This is a genomic window from Acidovorax sp. SRB_24, from assembly GCF_012931925.1.
This window is the reverse complement of record NZ_MWOM01000042.1, coordinates 1-14,899: the sequence shown is the minus strand read 5'-3', so window position 1 is coordinate 14,899 and position 14,899 is coordinate 1. Positions and strand designations below refer to the sequence as shown.

Genomic DNA, 14,899 nt, shown 5'->3' with positions numbered 1-14,899 from the left:
TTATTTAAGGAACCCCGATGAAAACCCTGCTGAGCTTTACCCTTCTCGCCATCGCAGCCGCCACCAGCGCTCAGGCCCAGGACTTTCCCGCCAAGGACAAAACCATCACGCTGGTCGTTCCGTTCGCCGCCGGCGGCCCCACCGACCGCGTCGCGCGCGACCTGGCCGAGGCCCTGCGCAAGCCCCTGGGCGCCAACGTGGTGGTGGACAACACCGCCGGTGCCGGCAGCTCGATCGGCGCCGCGCGCGTCGCGCGCGCCACGCCCGACGGCTACACGCTGCTGCTCAACCACATCGGCATGTCCACCATGCCGGCGCTCTACCGCAAGCTCTCGTTCAGCGTGCCCAACGACTTCGAGTACCTGGGCATCATCAACGACGTGCCCATGACGCTGATCGGGCGCCCCAACCTGCCGGCCAACAACATGCAGGAGCTGACCGCCTGGATCCAGCAAAGCAAGGGCAAGATCAACCTGGGCAACGCCGGCCTGGGCGCGGCCTCGCACCTGTGCGGCCTGATGTTCCAGAGCGCCATGAAGGTCGAGATGACCACCGTGCCCTACAAGGGCACCGCCCCGGCCATCACCGACCTGATCGGCGGGCAGATCGACCTGCTGTGCGACCAGACCACCAACACCACGCCGCAGATCGAGGGCAAGAAGGTCAAGGCCTATGCGGTGACCACCTCCAAGCGCCTCACCACGCCCGCGCTCAAGGACCTGCCCACGCTGGCCGAGTCGGGCGTGAAGAACTTCGAAGTGACCATCTGGCACGGCCTCTACGCGCCCAAGGGCACGCCGGCGCCAGTGCTGCAGAAGATCAACGACGCGCTCAAGGTGGCGCTCAAGGACCCCGACTTCATCAAGAAGCAGGAAGGCCTGGGCGCGGTCGTGGCCACCGACAAGCGGGTCGAGCCGGCCGAGCACAAGAAGTTCGTGCTCGCCGAGATCGACAAGTGGGGCGCAGCCATCCGCGCCGCCGGCACCTACGCCGACTGAAGCCCGCGCCCGCGCCGTGACCCGCCGCCTGCATTCGAACGGATGCAGGCGGCTTTTTCATGGCAGGCGGCTGCGCGCCGCCCGCGCTGCCGCGCATTCCGTCCTGCCCCGCACCGTTTGACCCCCTCGAAAGGAACGCCATGCCCCACCTTCCGCACCGCGCGCCGCGCCGCGCCCTTCTTGCCGCTGCCGCCCTGGCCTGGTGCAGCGCCGTCCTGCCCACGGCGGCGCAGGCACAGAGCGCCTGGCCTTCCAAGCCCGTGCGCATCGTCGTGCCGTTTGCGCCCGGTGGCACCACCGACCTGCTGGCGCGCGCGCTGGCGCCCGAGCTCACGCGCGCGTTCGGCCAGCCCTTCATCGTCGACAACCGCGGCGGCGCCGGTGGCAACATCGGCGCCGAGGCCGTGGCCCGGGCCGCCCCGGACGGCTACACCCTGCTGATGGGCACCGTGGGCACGCACGGCATCAACCGGGCGCTTTACGCCAAGCTTCCCTACGACCCCATCAAGGACTTTGCGCCCGTCACGCTCGTGGCCGCCGTGCCGAACGTGATGGTGATGAACACCGAGCGCGCCAAGGAGCTGGGCATCGCCAACGTGGCCGACTTCATCCGCGTGGCCAAAGCCCGGCCGGGCAAGCTCAACATGGCGTCGAGCGGCAACGGCACCTCCATCCACCTGGCCGGCGAGCTGTTCAAGAGCATGACCGGCACCTACATGCTGCACTTCCCGTACCGCGGCTCGGGGCCGGCGCTGATGGACATGGTGGGCGGCAACATGGATGTGATGTTCGACAACCTGCCCTCGTCGATGCCGCAGATCAAGGCCGGCAAGCTCGTGGCGCTGGCCGTGACCAGCGCCGCGCGCTCGGGCGCGCTGCCCGACGTGCCCACGGTCGAGCAGGCCGGCGGCGCCGCGCTCAAGGGCTACGAGGCCAGCTCCTGGTTCGGTCTGCTGGCGCCGGCCGGCACCGCGCCCGACACGGTCAACCGCCTGCAGCAGGAGGTGGCCAAGGCACTGGCCACGCCGGCCGTCAAGGAAAAGCTGCTGGCACAGGGCGCGATTCCCGGCGGCATGGCGCCGGCCGAATTTGCGCGCCACATCGAGGCCGAACACCGCAAGTGGGCCCAGGTGGTGCAGGCCTCGGGCGCGAAGGTGGACTGACTTGCGCGCCAGCGCCGCGCTCGCGCGCGGTCTGCAGCACCCTGTTGCTTGTCAGGCGCCCCAGACCACGTCGTGGCCGCCCTGGGCGCTGCGCCGCAGCATGTCGATGAACGGCGCGGCGCGCTGGCGCAGGCTGACGAAGTCGCTGCGCGGTGCCTCCTCGCTGTCCTGCGTGTCCGCGCTGCCGTCCTGCGCAGCCTCTGCGGCCGCGGCGGCCGCGGCGGCGCGTTGCGCGGCTGCCTGGCGCTCGTCCTCGGCCACGGCGGCCTCGAGCGCCGCCACGGCGGCCGGGATCTGCGCCACCGTCACGATGCCGCTCGCGGCGGGCTCCTTGCCGATGATCTGCAGCAACCTGCGCCCGTGGGGCTCGAGCAGGATCAGGTCGGCGGTAGAGCGGGATTTGAATTTGTAGAGCATGGCGGACCCTCGGTGTACATGTAACTGCGGTTGAAAGGATACGCGGACTGCGCCCCCGCCAGGGCTCCGGTGGCGACGTCGCCGTCGGGCCGCGCCGCCAGGATCTGGTGCAGCGCGATCCAGCCGCGCTCAAAGCCCATGGCGCTGCCGGCAAGGTACAGCCGGTAGGCCTGCAGCACACGCTCGGCGTGCTGCGCGCCCCCGTGGGCGGCCAGCACGCTGCGCGCCTCGTCCAGGCGTGCCTCAAGCGCATCGGACCAAGCCCACAGCGTGCGCGCGTAGTGGGGCCGCAGGTTCTCGGTGTCGCCCATCTCCAGGCCCGCGGCCGCCATCTCGCCCAGCACGGTGCCGACATGCAGCAGCTCGCCGCCGGGGAAGATGTATTTCCCGATGAAGTCGCCCATCCCCGCGCCCAGCTGGGTGTTTTCGGTGCCCCCGGCCGTGATGCCGTGGTTCATGACCAGGCCGCCGGGACGCAGCAGCGCGCGCACGGTGGCGAAATAGGTCGGCATGTGCGCGCGGCCGACATGCTCGAACATGCCCACCGACGCGATCTTGTCGAACGGCTGCGCCGCCTGGAACTGCCGGTAGTCGCACAGTTCCATGCGCACGCGGCCCTGCAGGCCGCGCGCGGCGATCAGGCCCTGCACGTGGGCGTGCTGGTTGCGCGAGAGCGTGATGCCGGTGGCGTCGACGCCGTAGTGTTCGGCGGCCCACAGCAGCAGGCCGCCCCAGCCCGCGCCGATGTCCAGAAAGCGCTCGCCGGGCCGCAGCATCAGCTTGCGGCAGATGTGGTCGAGCTTGGCCTCCTGCGCCTGCGCCAGGGTCATCGCGCTGTTGCGGAAATAGGCGCAGGAGTACACGCGCAGCGGATCGAGCCACAGCGCATAGAACGCATCCGAGACGTCGTAGTGGAACTGGATCTGGCGCGCATCGCGCTCGGGCGTGTGCGCCGCCAGCGACCTGGCGCGTTGCAGCGTGCGCCCCCACCAGCCCACGTTGCTGTGCGCCGGGTTGCCGGGCAGCAGCGCCGCGGCGGCGGCCATGAGGTCGCGCATCGAGCCCTCGAAGCGCACGCGGCCCTCGACGATGGCCTCGGCCAGGGAGCCGATGTGGCCGCTGGCCAGGCTGGCCAGGCTGGCGGCGTCGTTGAACATCAGCGCCACCGCGGCCGGGCGCGGGCCCAGGCGTTCGCCCGAAGGCAGCTGCAAGGCCACGGGCAGCGGCAGCTGCGCCAGCCGCTGGACAATTTTTTCCTGGATGAACGGCACGGCCATGGCCTCCCTTTCCTGGGCTCCGCAGGTGCGGGCGTTGTCGGATGCGATCGCAGGCCACACCGTACACTGCGGCGCCCATTCCTGCCAGCCTTCCGTGCCCTGCGCGTCCACCGCCGTGCCGGGCCGTGCGGCCCCAGCAGCCCGGGCCGGGCTGCGCTGCCGTAGGCGCCGGCTGTTTTCAGGCGCCAAATCCGTCTCAAACGCTTGCCACACGAACGTTGGAAGCTATGAAATAAGAAGCAACGCAGGACCGCCGCACCGCCTGGACCCCAGGCGCGGGATGCCCGCGGTTTTATGATGCGCTGCCGCACCGGCCGGCCACAGCGCCAGCCAGTCCTTTTTTCCCCGATCCGGAGCCCTCCCGTGCCTGCCATCCACTTCCACCGCCCCCACGACCTGGGCCTTGCCCGCGCGCGCCAGGCCGCCCGGGCTTGGGCCGACAAGGCCGCGCAGAAATTCGGCATGGAGTGCACGTACGAAGCCGGTGACGCACAGGACACGCTGCACTTCCGCCGTGCGGGCATGGACGGCACGCTGCAGGTGCGCGCCGATGGGTTCGAGCTGGCGGCCGAACTCGGTTTTCTGTTCGGCGCCTTCCAGGAGCGCATCGAAGCGGAGCTGGGTGCGCAGTTCGATGCGCTGCTGGGCACGCAGGGCGAGGCCGCGCCAGGGCAGGCCTGAAGGCGCGGTGCCGCAGCCGCGCCGCCGGGTCGGCGCTCACGGCCACGGCAGCGCGCCGAGCGCTCAGCTCAGTTCGGCGATCAGGTCGATGTACTGCTGCTTGGCGGCATCGGCGTCCGTGCCCTTGAGCTTGCTCCAGGCATCCCACTTGGCGCGGGCCACCACGTCGGAGAAGCCGGGTTTTTTCTCGGTGTTGTCGCCCACGCTGGCCTGCTTGTAGAGCGCATAGATCTTCAGCAGCGTCACGTTGTCGGGGCGCTCGCTGAGGTTCTTGGACTGGGCCACGGCGGCTTCAAAAGTGGCGTTCAGGTCGGCCATGCAACATGCTCCTTGGGGTGGGGTGGGGGGGAAACCGGGCGCCACAGCGCCTCTGCGGCGTATCTTACGGCGCGCCGGGGGCCGCCATGGACGCCCGACCGCGCCCCACCCTCCAGCGCAGGACCGCGTCCCTGGTGGTCCACCCCTTTCCCGGGCCACCGCGCGAGCGCGCGCAGGCGGGTCGGATAAATTTGATAGCTGACAGCGCTTGCCCTGCATGCGTTAGCGGCCCAAAACCCTAGGAAGACAGACCCTGCACCGCCTGGAACATCGCCTGGCGCGCCTGGCTGATGATCTGGCCTTTCCAGGCATCGGTGTCGGTGTAGAACGCGGCGCGCATCTGTTCCTTGATGGCACGCGCCTGCGCGGCGGGCGCCCCGGGGTGCAGCTGCAACCACTGCTCGGCGCGCAGCGCGTCGAGCACCTCGGCCACCGGCAGGGTGCCGAACTCCAGCGCCAGGCAGGTGGCCTCGGCCTGCGGGCACTCCTCAGGCAGGCACAAGGCCATCAGCCCGGTCAGGAAGGCGGACGAAGACGTTCCGTCGTGCAGCGAAGTGACCGGCGTGGCGCCGCCGCCGCCCCACCATTGGCGCGCCCGCTGCACCGCCGCCGCATCGTCGCGCCCGACGAAGATGCGCTCGCCGTGTCCGCTCGGGCCCAGGCCCGTGTGCAAATCGATCCACGCCACGCGCTGGGCGCCCCGGCCGTGCGTGCGCAGCACCTCGCGCAATACGCGGTTGCTCCAGGCCGGCGCCGTGCCGCCGTAGTAGAGCCCGTCGGAAAACTCGTGTTGGCCGCGCGTGATGGCGGCCTGCCAGGCGGCAGCGCCGTGCGCGGCGATGAACCCGGCCACGGCCGCCGCGTTCTGCGGCGAGGGCGGCCACGCGTCGGGCAGCAGCAGCGGGTGCACCGCGCGGTAGGCCTCGTTCACCGGCAGCGGCTGGGAAAAATCGTGGAAATTGCGGTTCAGGTCGACGTTCTCGTGCGTCGCGCGGCGCGTGTGCGAAAAGCCGTAGGGGTTGACCGCATGGACGTAGAGCACCGCCACGCCGTGCGCGCGCGCCAGATCGCGCCACTCGGCATCGTGCAGCGCGAACACCTGCACGCCGCTGCCGCAAAAGCCCTCGACGCCGTGGCAGGCGCTGCTGACGATGAGCAGCCTGTCGGCGTCCGCTGGGCCCTCGCGCACCACGTCCATCGCCAGGTCTTCGCCCGCGCTGCCGGCCAGCGGATGGCGGTGCGAGGCGATGGCCAGGCCGGCCGTGGCGGCGGCCTCGAGGAACTGCGTGCGCGCGCGCGCATAGGTCGGCGCGAAGGCCCCGGCGATGCCGATCATCGGGCCGCCTGGGCGGTGTCCTGTTGCTGGCCCAGCCAGGCTTCGGCCAGCCGCACCCAGTAGGTAGCGCCCAGCGGAATCAAGGCGTCGTTGAAGTCGTAGCTCGGGTTGTGCAGCGTGCACGGCCCGCCCCCATGCCCGATGGCGCGGTGGTCGCCGTCGCCGTTGGCGATGAAGCAGTAGGCGCCGGGCTTCGCCTGCAGCATGAAGGCGAAGTCTTCGGCGCCCATGGTGGGCTCTTGGTCGACGGCGTGCGCCTCGCCCACGAGGGCCTGCATGACCTGGCGCGCCAGCGCCGCCTCGGGGGCCGTGTTGATGGTCGGCGGGTAGTTGCGCACGAACTCGAAGCTGCAACTGGCCTCGTGCGCCGCGCAGGTGTGCTCGGCCACCTGGCGCATGCGCTGCTCGATCAGGTCGAGCACTTCGATCGTGAAGGTGCGCACCGTGCCCTGCAGCTCGCAGTGGTCGGGCACGACGTTGGTGGCCTCGCCCGCGTGGACCATGGTGACCGAGATCACGCCTGCATCGACCGGTTTCTTGTTGCGGCTGATGATGGTCTGGAACGCCTGCACCATCTGGCAGGCGATCGGCACGGGGTCGACGCCGGTGTGCGGCATGGCCGCGTGCCCGCCCTTGCCGGTGATGGTGATCTTGAACTCGTTGGACGAGGCCATCACGGGCCCGGGGCTCACGGCCATGCTGCCCGCCGGCATGCCCGGCCAGTTGTGCATGCCGAACACGGCCTGCATGGGAAAGCGCTCGAACAGGCCGTCCTCGATCATCTCGCGCGCGCCGCCGCCGCCTTCCTCGGCGGGCTGGAAGATCAGGTAGACGGTGCCGTCGAAGTCGCGGTGCTGCGCCAGGTGCTGGGCCGCGGCCAGCAGCATCGCGGTGTGGCCGTCGTGGCCGCAGGCGTGCATCTTGCCGGGGTGCTGGCTGGCGTGCGCGAAGGTGTTGAACTCCTGCATCGGCAGCGCGTCCATGTCGGCGCGCAGGCCCAGCGCCCGGCCGCAGGCGCCGCCGTCGCGCCCGTGCACGGTGCCGACGACGCCGGTGGTGCCCAGGCCACGGTGGACCGGAATGCCCCATTCGCTGAGCTTGGCGGCGACGAGGTCGGCGGTGCGCACCTCTTCAAAGCACAGTTCGGGGTGGGCGTGGAGGTCGCGGCGCAGCGCCGCGATGGCGTCCGCCTGGGCGGCGATGGAGTCGATGACGGTCATGTGGGGCTTCCTTTGCGCGCCAGTCTAGCCAAACCCCCGGCAAACCCACTGCCAGGCGGGGCTTGCACGGCCCCCTGCTGCGCAGGCCGCTTCATGGTGCAATATCCGCGCCTGCGCCCCCGGCAAGCACTTTGCGCCACCACGAGCCCACCGCCATGCCCACCACCGCTTCGTCCACCGACCCGATCCAGATCCGCGGCGCCTGCCCGCACGACTGCCCCGACACCTGCGCGCTGCTGACCACGGTGGAGAACGGCGTGTCCACGCGCGTGCAGGGCAACCCGGCGCACGCGCAGACCGGCGGCGTGCTGTGCGCCAAGGTCTCGCGCTACGCCGAGCGCACGCACCACGCCGAGCGCATCCTCACGCCGCAGAGGCGCGTCGGCCCCAAGGGCCTGGGCCGGTTCGAGCCCGTGGGCTGGGACGAGGCGCTGGCCGACATCGCCGCACGCCTGGGCGCCATCGCCGCGCGCGACCCGCAGGCCATCCTGCCCTACAGCTACGCCGGCACCATGGGCCTGGTGCAGGGCGAGAGCATGGACCGGCGCTTCTTCCACCGCCTGGGCGCCTCGCAGCTGGCGCGCACCATCTGCTCCACCGCCGGCGGCGAAGGCCTGCACTACACGCTGGGCGGCAAGCTCGGCATGAAGGTCGAGTTCTTCGCCGAGTCACGGCTCATCCTGGTCTGGGGCAGCAACTCGATCGCCAGCAACCTGCATTTCTGGCGCTATGCCCAGCAGGCCAAGCGCGATGGCGCGCGGCTGGTGTGCATCGACCCGCGCAAGACCGAAACGGCCGACAAATGCCACGAGCACCTCCAGCTGCGCCCCGGCACCGACGCCGCGCTGGCGCTGGCGCTGATGCACGAGCTGATCGTGCACGGCTGGCTCGACCACGATTACATCGCGCAGCACACGCTGGGCTGGGACCAGTTGCGCGAGCGCGCCCTGCAATGGCCGCCCGAGCGCGCGGCCGCGGTCTGCGGCATCCCCGTGGAGCAAATCACCCGGCTGGCGCGCGACTACGGCACGACCCGGCCCGCCGCCATCCGCCTGAACTACGGCATGCAGCGCGTGCGCGGCGGCGGCAACGCCACGCGCGCCATTGCCTGCCTGCCCGCGCTCACCGGCGCCTGGCGCCAGCGCGCCGGCGGCCTGCTGCTGTCGAGCTCGGGCCACTTTCCCGTGCAGCGTGCGCTGCTGCAGCGCCCCGAACTGCTGGCCGGGCGCGCGCCGCGCACGCTCAACATGGTGACCGTGGGCGACGACCTGCTGCGCCCAACCTCGCCGGCCTTCGGCCCGCAGGTCGAGGCCCTGGTGGTCTACAACAGCAATCCCGTGGCCGTGGCGCCCGACTCGGGCCGGGTGGTGCGCGGCTTTGCGCGCGAAGACCTGTTCACCGTGGTGCTCGACCACTTCCACACCGACACCGCCGACTACGCCGACTACATCCTGCCCGCCACCACGCAGCTCGAACACTGGGACGTGCACCTGTCCTACGGCCACACCGACGTGCTGCTCAACCGCCCGGCCATCGCGCCCGTGGGCCAGGCGCGCTCGAACGCGCAGATCTTCCGCGACCTGGCCGCGCGCATGGGTTTCACCGAGCCCTGCTTTGCCGACAGCGACGAAGAACTGTGCCGCCAGGCCTATGGCGAGCAGGTCGATTTTGGAGCGCTGCTGGACCAGGGCTTTGCGCCGCTCGCCCTGCCCGACGCGCCGTTTGCCGACGGCGGCTTTCCGACACCGTCGGGCCAATGCGAGTTCTATAGCGCGCGCCTGGCCGCCCAGGGGCACGACCCGGTGCCCGACCACCTGCCCAACCACGAGCTGCCCGGCCGCTCCTCGGCCTACCCGCTCGCCATGATCTCGCCGCCGGCGCGCAACTTCCTCAACTCCACCTTCGTCAATGTACAGAGCCTGCGCGACATCGAGGGCCGGCCGCTGCTCGAGATCCACCCCGCCGACGCCCAGGCGCGCGGCATCGCCGACGGCGCCGTGGTGCGCGTGTTCAACGACCGCGGCAGCCACCGGTGCCATGCCGTTGTCAGCGAGCGCGCCCGCCCCGGCGTGGTCCACGGCCTGGGCATCTGGTGGCGCAAGCTGGGGCTGGACGGCACCAACGTCAACGAGCTCACGGGCCAGGCGCTGACCGATCTCGGCGCCGGGCCGACGTTCTACGATTGCGCCGTGGAAGTGGAAGTCGCGCCCGCGACCGCCTGAGCCCCACCACCGAATTCAGTCAAAACCGGCCCAAACGCTTACCAGCTCTGCGCTGAAAGCTATCAAAATGAGAAACACGGCTCCGCTGCAGCGCCACCCCGGGCGGGCACGGCCCGGTGCCGTGGGCCGGCACCAGCGCTCATTTGTGCATAAAAGTCACAAGTTTCTGCGTTTTTACGGTATTTATGGCCACAAACAATTCGAATACAGTGGTACCTGTCCGCCCTGCGGGGCGCCCGCCGTTTGTGTTTTCCACCGTTTGAGGGTTTGTCCATGACCGCACGCACCACCGTCCACCGCATGCAGGTAGCCACCGTCCTGCACCGCTTCATCGAAGATCAGGTCCTGCCCGGCACCGGCGTGGACAGCGCGGCCTTCTGGCAGGGTTTTGACGCCGTCGTCGCCGACCTGGCCCCGCGCAACCTCGCCCTGCTGGCCGAGCGCGACCGCCTGCAGGCCGAGCTCGACACTTGGCACCGGGCCCACCCCGGCCCGATCACCGACATGGCGGCCTACCGCAAATTTCTCGAAACCATCGGCTACCTCGTGCCCGTGCCCGCCAACGTGCAGGCCACGACGACCAACGTCGACGACGAACTGGCCGTGCAGGCCGGCCCGCAGCTCGTCGTGCCGATCCTGAACGCGCGCTATGCGCTCAACGCGGCCAACGCGCGCTGGGGCAGCCTGTACGACGCGCTCTATGGCACGGACGCCATCTCCGAGGCCGACGGCTGCGACAAGGGCCCGGGCTACAACGAAAAGCGCGGCGCCAAGGTCATCGCCTTTGCGCGCAACTTCCTCGACCAGGCGGCCCCGCTGGCCAGCGGCTCGCACAAGGATGCGACCGGCTACCACGTGGAAGGCGGCCAGCTGGTCGCCACGCTGCAGGGCGGCGCCCGCGCCGGCCTGACGGACGCGGCCCAGCTCGTCGGTTTCCAGGGCGACGCGGCGGCGCCGACCTCGGTGCTGCTGGTGCACCACGGCCTGCACATCGACATCGTCATCGACCGCGCCACGCCCATCGGCTCCAGCGACGCGGCCGGCGTGGCCGACCTGGTGATCGAGGCGGCGCTGTCGACCATCCTCGATCTCGAAGACTCGGTGGCCGCCGTGGACGCCGAAGACAAGGTGCTGGGCTACGCCAACTGGCTGGGCATCCTCAAGGGCACGCTGACCGAGTCGTTTGCCAAGGGCGGCAAGACCGTGACGCGCGGCCTCAACCCCGACCGCGTCTACACCGCCGCCAGCGGCACCGGCGAGGTGCGCCTCCACGGCCGCTCGCTGATGTTCCTGCGCAACGTCGGCCACCTGATGACCAACCCGGCCGTCCTCTACACCGACGCCCAGGGCGCGCAGCGCGAGATCCCCGAGGGCATCCTGGACGCCGTCGTGACCACCGCCATCGCGCTGCACGACCTGCAGGGCCATGGCGCCAAGGGATTGCGCAACTCGCGCAAGGGCTCGGTCTACATCGTCAAGCCCAAGATGCACGGCCCCGCCGAAGTCGCGTTTGCCAGCGAACTGTTCAGCCGCGTCGAGCGGGTGCTGGGCCTGCCGGCCGACACCGTCAAGCTCGGCATCATGGACGAAGAGCGCCGCACCAGTGTCAACCTCCGGGCCTGCATCGGCGCCGCCGCCACCCGCGTGGCCTTCATCAACACCGGCTTCCTGGACCGCACCGGCGACGAGATGCACAGCGCCATGCAGGCCGGCCCGATGGTCCGCAAGGGCGACATGAAGACCTGCGCCTGGCTGCCGGCCTACGAAAGAAACAACGTGCTCGTCGGCCTCTCGTGCGGGCTGCGCGGCAAGGCGCAGATCGGCAAGGGCATGTGGGCCATGCCCGACCTGATGGCCGCCATGCTCGAGCAGAAGATCGTCCACCCCAAGGCCGGCGCCAACACCGCCTGGGTGCCCAGCCCCACGGGCGCGACGCTGCACGCGCTGCACTACCACCAGGTGCTGGTGCGCGACATCCAGATCGAGATGGAAAAGACCGACGTGGCAGCCGCGCGCGACGACCTGCTCACCGGCCTGCTCACCGTGCCCGTCAGCACCAACCCGAACTGGTCCGATGCCGAAAAGCAGCAGGAGCTCGACAACAACGCCCAGGGCATCCTGGGCTATGTGGTGCGCTGGGTGGACCAGGGCGTGGGCTGCTCGAAGGTGCCCGACATCCACAACGTCGGCCTGATGGAGGACCGCGCGACGCTGCGCATCTCCAGCCAGCACATCGCCAACTGGCTGCTGCACGGCGTGGTGACCGAGGCGCAGGTGCGCGAGACCTTCGAGCGCATGGCCGCCGTGGTCGACGGCCAGAACGCGGGCGACCCGCTGTACCAGCCCATGGCCGGGCGCTTTGCCACCTCGGCCGCCTACCAGGCCGCATGCGACCTGGTCTTCAAGGGCCTGGAGCAGCCCAACGGCTACACCGAGCCCCTGCTGCATGCCTGGCGCCTGAAGGTCAAGGCCGGGCAGGCCGCATGACACTATCATTATTGATAGCTGCAAGCGCTTGACCCGTCAGCGTTTGCGGCCCATTTCAATGACCATGGCGCCTGCGGGCGCCATTTTTATGCCTGTCGCCCGCCCTACACTGGGCGTCCATGACCTGCCCTGCCCCTGCCCCCGCCCCGCCAGATGACGCTGCCTGCCCGCTGTGCGGCCAGGCCAACCAGTGCGCGGTCGTGCAGGGCAAGCCCGCGGCCGGGTGCTGGTGCATGCACGCGCGCGTGGCGCCCGCAGCCCTGGCCGCCGTGCCGCCGCCCTTGCGCGGGCAGTGCTGCATTTGCCCCGTCTGCGCACGCAGCCCGGAACATTCCAGCGAACGCGGCAGCGACCGTGCGGGCACCGCTTTATGATCCCTTCCTTTCGTCCGAGACCCACGCCATGCCCACGTACCACATCGAAATGATGGAAGGCCGCACCATCGAGCAAAAGAAGAAGCTCGTGGAAGAAATCACCCGCGTCAGCGTCGAGGTGCTGGGCGGCTCGCCCGAATCGGTGGACATCCTGATCACCAACGTGAAGCGCGAAAACTGGGCCACTGGCGGCAAGCTCTGGTCGGAACGCAGCTGAGCCCGCGGCCATGAGCGGCCCCGGCTCCGCCGCTGCCCTGCGCGCGCGCCACGGCGAGCGCTACCGCTGGCTGCTGCTGCTGTCGGTGATGGTGGGGGTGATGGCGTCCATCATCTCGTCGACCATCGTGAACGTGGCGATCCCGGACATGAGCGTGCATTTCTCGCTCGGCCAGGACCGGGCGCAGTGGGTGACCTCGGGCTTCATGGTCGCCACCACGGTGTCCATGCTGACCACGCCGTGGCTGCTGTCGCGCTACGGCTACCGCACGACCTACGTGGCGGCCATGGTGCTGTTGCTGCTGGGCGGCGTTGGCGGCGGGCTGTCGGGCTACTTCGGCCTCGTGATGGCGGCGCGCGTGGCCGAGGGGCTGGCGGCGGGCATCGTTCAGCCGATTCCGGCCGTGATCATCCTGCACGCCTTTCGGCCGCATGAACAGGGGCGGGCCAGCGGCATGTTCGGCATGGGCGTGGTGCTGGCCCCGGCCATCGGTCCCAGCGTGGGTGGACTGCTGGTGGACTGGTTTGGCTGGCGCTCGATCTTCTTCATGGTCGTGCCGTTTTGCCTGGCCTCGATCTGGCTGGCCTACAAGTACGTGCCGGTGAATGCGCCCGGCGGCATCCAGGCCGACCGCCAGGGCGCATCGCTCGATTGGCGCGGGCTGATGCTGGGCACCGTGGGCACGCTGTGCCTGCTCAACGGACTGGTGGCGCTGCACAATGGGTCTACCAGCGAGTGGATGGGGCTGCTGGGCGCGGCCGTGCTGGCCGTGGTGCTGTTCATCGGGTGGCAGCGCCACCAGATCGCGCAGGGGCGCGCCCCGTTGATGGACCTGCGCCTGTTCCGCTACCGCCAGTTCTCCATGGGCTGCATGGTCGCGTTCATCTACGGCACGGCGCTGTTTGGCTCGACCTACCTGCTGCCGGTGTTCATGCAACTGGGCCTGCAGATGTCGGCCTCGCTCGTGGGCACCACCCTGCTGCCCGCCGGCATCGTGCTGGCCTTGACCATTCCCCTTGTCGGCCGCCTGGCCGACCGGCAGCCCACGCACCTGTTGGTCATGACGGGCCTGGCCTTGCTGGCCTGCTCGTTCGCGCTGATGCTGCTCGTGGGGCTGCAGTCGGCGCTGTGGCTGCTGGTGGCATTCAGCGTGCTGGGGCGCATCGGCCTGGGCTTTATCCTGCCGTCGCTCAACCTGGGAGCCATGCGGCCGCTGGACAAGCCGCTGATTTCCCAGGGCTCGAGCACGATTGGCTTCGTGCGCATGCTGGGCGGCGCCACGGGCGTGAGCCTGTGCGGCATCGTGCTCGAATGGCGCCTGGGCGCGCATGGCGACTCCTTGTCCGCCGCCGCCAGCAGTACAGCGCGCGTGGCGGCCTTTGGCGAAACCTTCGTCATGCTCGCGGGCCTGTGCGTGCTGGCTTTGGTAGCAGCCTGGCAACTGCGCGAGGCACCCGCTCCAGCGGCGGCGCGTTCACGCTGAGCCTGCTCCTTCATCGGATTTTTTGTTACCGTGCCACCATGTGCCAACTCCTGGGAATGAACTGCAATACGCCGACCGACGTGACGTTCAGCTTCACCGGCTTTGCGCAGCGCGCAGGCCACACAGGCGACCATTGCGACGGCTGGGGCATCGCCTTCTTTGAAGACAAGGGTGTGCGCCACTTCGTGGACCACCAGCGCGCCGTCGATTCGCCGGTGGCAGACCTGATCCGCCGCTACCCCATCAAAAGCTGCAACGTCATCTCGCACATCCGCAAGGCCACGCAGGGCGCTGTCAGCCTGCAGAACTGCCACCCCTTCGTGCGCGAACTGTGGGGCCGCTATTGGGTGTTTGCGCACAACGGCGACCTCAAAGACTTCAGGCCGCGTCTGCACGGCAGCTTCCATCCGGTGGGCTCGACCGACAGCGAGCACGCGTTCTGCTGGATCATGCAGGAGCTGGCCAAATCACATGCCGATGTGCCAAGCATTGGCGAACTGACGCTCACGCTGCGCGAACTCGCTGCGCACATTGCACCGCACGGCACCTTCAATTTCCTGCTGTCCAATGGCCAGGCCCTGTGGGCCCATGCCTCGACCCACCTGTATTACATCGAGCGCCACTATCCATTTGCCCAGGCCCACTTGGCCGATGAAGACGTGCGGGTGGATTTTTCCACGCAAACCTCACCGACCGATCGGGTGGC

The 14,899-nt window shown here is 69.6% G+C and carries 14 protein-coding genes; 9 read left to right on the top strand and 5 right to left on the bottom strand.

Annotation, left to right across the window (positions count from 1 at the left end; all coding sequences use genetic code 11):
• Positions 1-17: 17 nt before the first annotated feature.
• Together B2J89_RS14255 and B2J89_RS14250 are read left to right on the top strand one after the other, a co-directional pair.
• Positions 18-998 (top strand): tripartite tricarboxylate transporter substrate-binding protein, encoded by a 981-nt coding sequence (locus tag B2J89_RS14255; protein WP_169169731.1) that lies wholly within the window; start codon positions 18-20, stop codon positions 996-998.
• Positions 999-1,138: 140 nt separating this feature from the next.
• Complete coding sequence (locus B2J89_RS14250) at positions 1,139-2,161, top strand: tripartite tricarboxylate transporter substrate binding protein (RefSeq protein ID WP_169169730.1); 1,023 nt, start codon at positions 1,139-1,141, stop codon at positions 2,159-2,161.
• A gap of 51 nt (positions 2,162-2,212) precedes the next feature.
• On the opposite strand, the gene B2J89_RS14245 is transcribed toward B2J89_RS14250, so the two are convergent.
• Positions 2,213-2,578: a DUF1840 domain-containing protein gene (locus tag B2J89_RS14245; RefSeq protein WP_169169729.1), complete on the bottom strand. Its 366-nt coding sequence runs from the start codon at positions 2,576-2,578 to the stop codon at positions 2,213-2,215.
• A complete protein-coding gene (locus B2J89_RS14240; RefSeq protein ID WP_169169728.1) occupies positions 2,539-3,855 on the bottom strand; it encodes a class I SAM-dependent methyltransferase in 1,317 nt (438 codons plus the stop codon). The genes B2J89_RS14245 and B2J89_RS14240 overlap by 40 nt, the downstream gene beginning before the upstream one ends.
• A gap of 363 nt (positions 3,856-4,218) precedes the next feature.
• Here B2J89_RS14240 and B2J89_RS14235 point away from each other — a divergent pair, with 363 nt between their 5' ends.
• Entirely contained in the window at positions 4,219-4,536 is a 318-nt protein-coding gene (locus tag B2J89_RS14235) for a polyhydroxyalkanoic acid system family protein (RefSeq protein ID WP_169169727.1), read from the top strand.
• Between the two features lie 63 nt (positions 4,537-4,599).
• Here the strand turns inward: B2J89_RS14235 and B2J89_RS14230 are convergent, their stop codons facing one another.
• The 3 genes from B2J89_RS14230 to B2J89_RS14220 form a co-directional block, all read right to left on the bottom strand.
• A complete protein-coding gene (locus tag B2J89_RS14230; RefSeq protein WP_169169726.1) occupies positions 4,600-4,854 on the bottom strand; it encodes an acyl-CoA-binding protein in 255 nt (84 codons plus the stop codon).
• Positions 4,855-5,092: 238 nt separating this feature from the next.
• Positions 5,093-6,190 (bottom strand): M14 family metallopeptidase, encoded by a 1,098-nt coding sequence (locus B2J89_RS14225; RefSeq protein WP_169169725.1) that lies wholly within the window; start codon positions 6,188-6,190, stop codon positions 5,093-5,095.
• The gene (locus B2J89_RS14220; protein ID WP_169169724.1) at positions 6,187-7,410 is read right to left on the bottom strand and encodes a M20 aminoacylase family protein; all 1,224 of its coding nucleotides are present in this window, start codon (positions 7,408-7,410) and stop codon (positions 6,187-6,189) included. Before B2J89_RS14220 ends, B2J89_RS14225 begins: the two co-directional genes overlap by 4 nt.
• Positions 7,411-7,565: 155 nt before the next feature.
• Here B2J89_RS14220 and B2J89_RS14215 point away from each other — a divergent pair, with 155 nt between their 5' ends.
• The 6 genes from B2J89_RS14215 to B2J89_RS14190 all read left to right on the top strand — a co-directional run.
• Positions 7,566-9,632, top strand: a complete 2,067-nt coding sequence (locus B2J89_RS14215; protein ID WP_169169723.1) for a molybdopterin-dependent oxidoreductase — start codon at positions 7,566-7,568, stop codon at positions 9,630-9,632.
• Between the two features lie 273 nt (positions 9,633-9,905).
• Positions 9,906-12,119 carry a malate synthase G gene (locus B2J89_RS14210; protein WP_169169722.1) on the top strand — a complete coding sequence of 738 codons (2,214 nt, stop codon included), beginning with the start codon at positions 9,906-9,908 and terminating at the stop codon, positions 12,117-12,119.
• 119 nt (positions 12,120-12,238) lie between these two features.
• On the top strand, positions 12,239-12,493 hold the full coding sequence (locus B2J89_RS14205; RefSeq protein WP_169169721.1) for a cysteine-rich CWC family protein: 255 nt from the start codon (positions 12,239-12,241) through the stop codon (positions 12,491-12,493).
• A 28-nt stretch (positions 12,494-12,521) separates the two neighbouring features.
• Positions 12,522-12,710: a 4-oxalocrotonate tautomerase gene (locus tag B2J89_RS14200; protein WP_169169720.1), complete on the top strand. Its 189-nt coding sequence runs from the start codon at positions 12,522-12,524 to the stop codon at positions 12,708-12,710.
• Positions 12,711-12,720: 10 nt separating this feature from the next.
• A complete protein-coding gene (locus B2J89_RS14195) occupies positions 12,721-14,193 on the top strand; it encodes a DHA2 family efflux MFS transporter permease subunit (protein WP_169169719.1) in 1,473 nt (490 codons plus the stop codon).
• Between the two features lie 38 nt (positions 14,194-14,231).
• The coding region (locus tag B2J89_RS14190; RefSeq protein WP_169169718.1) for a class II glutamine amidotransferase at positions 14,232-14,899 on the top strand (668 nt) is incomplete at its 3' end.

Excerpts from the sequence above, each read along its gene's own strand:
- B2J89_RS14215 (WP_169169723.1), top strand. The coding sequence starts at position 7,566 with ATGCCCACCACCGCTTCGTCCACCGACCCGATCCAGATCCGCGGCGCC.
- B2J89_RS14195 (WP_169169719.1), top strand. The coding sequence starts at position 12,721 with ATGAGCGGCCCCGGCTCCGCCGCTGCCCTGCGCGCGCGCCACGGCGAG.
- B2J89_RS14210 (WP_169169722.1), top strand. The coding sequence starts at position 9,906 with ATGACCGCACGCACCACCGTCCACCGCATGCAGGTAGCCACCGTCCTG.
- B2J89_RS14240 (WP_169169728.1), bottom strand. The coding sequence starts at position 3,855 with ATGGCCGTGCCGTTCATCCAGGAAAAAATTGTCCAGCGGCTGGCGCAG.
- B2J89_RS14250 (WP_169169730.1), top strand. The coding sequence starts at position 1,139 with ATGCCCCACCTTCCGCACCGCGCGCCGCGCCGCGCCCTTCTTGCCGCT.
- B2J89_RS14205 (WP_169169721.1), top strand. The coding sequence starts at position 12,239 with ATGACCTGCCCTGCCCCTGCCCCCGCCCCGCCAGATGACGCTGCCTGC.
- B2J89_RS14220 (WP_169169724.1), bottom strand. The coding sequence starts at position 7,410 with ATGACCGTCATCGACTCCATCGCCGCCCAGGCGGACGCCATCGCGGCG.
- B2J89_RS14230 (WP_169169726.1), bottom strand. The coding sequence starts at position 4,854 with ATGGCCGACCTGAACGCCACTTTTGAAGCCGCCGTGGCCCAGTCCAAG.
- B2J89_RS14225 (WP_169169725.1), bottom strand. The coding sequence starts at position 6,190 with ATGATCGGCATCGCCGGGGCCTTCGCGCCGACCTATGCGCGCGCGCGC.
- B2J89_RS14255 (WP_169169731.1), top strand. The coding sequence starts at position 18 with ATGAAAACCCTGCTGAGCTTTACCCTTCTCGCCATCGCAGCCGCCACC.
- B2J89_RS14200 (WP_169169720.1), top strand. The coding sequence starts at position 12,522 with ATGCCCACGTACCACATCGAAATGATGGAAGGCCGCACCATCGAGCAA.
- B2J89_RS14245 (WP_169169729.1), bottom strand. The coding sequence starts at position 2,578 with ATGCTCTACAAATTCAAATCCCGCTCTACCGCCGACCTGATCCTGCTC.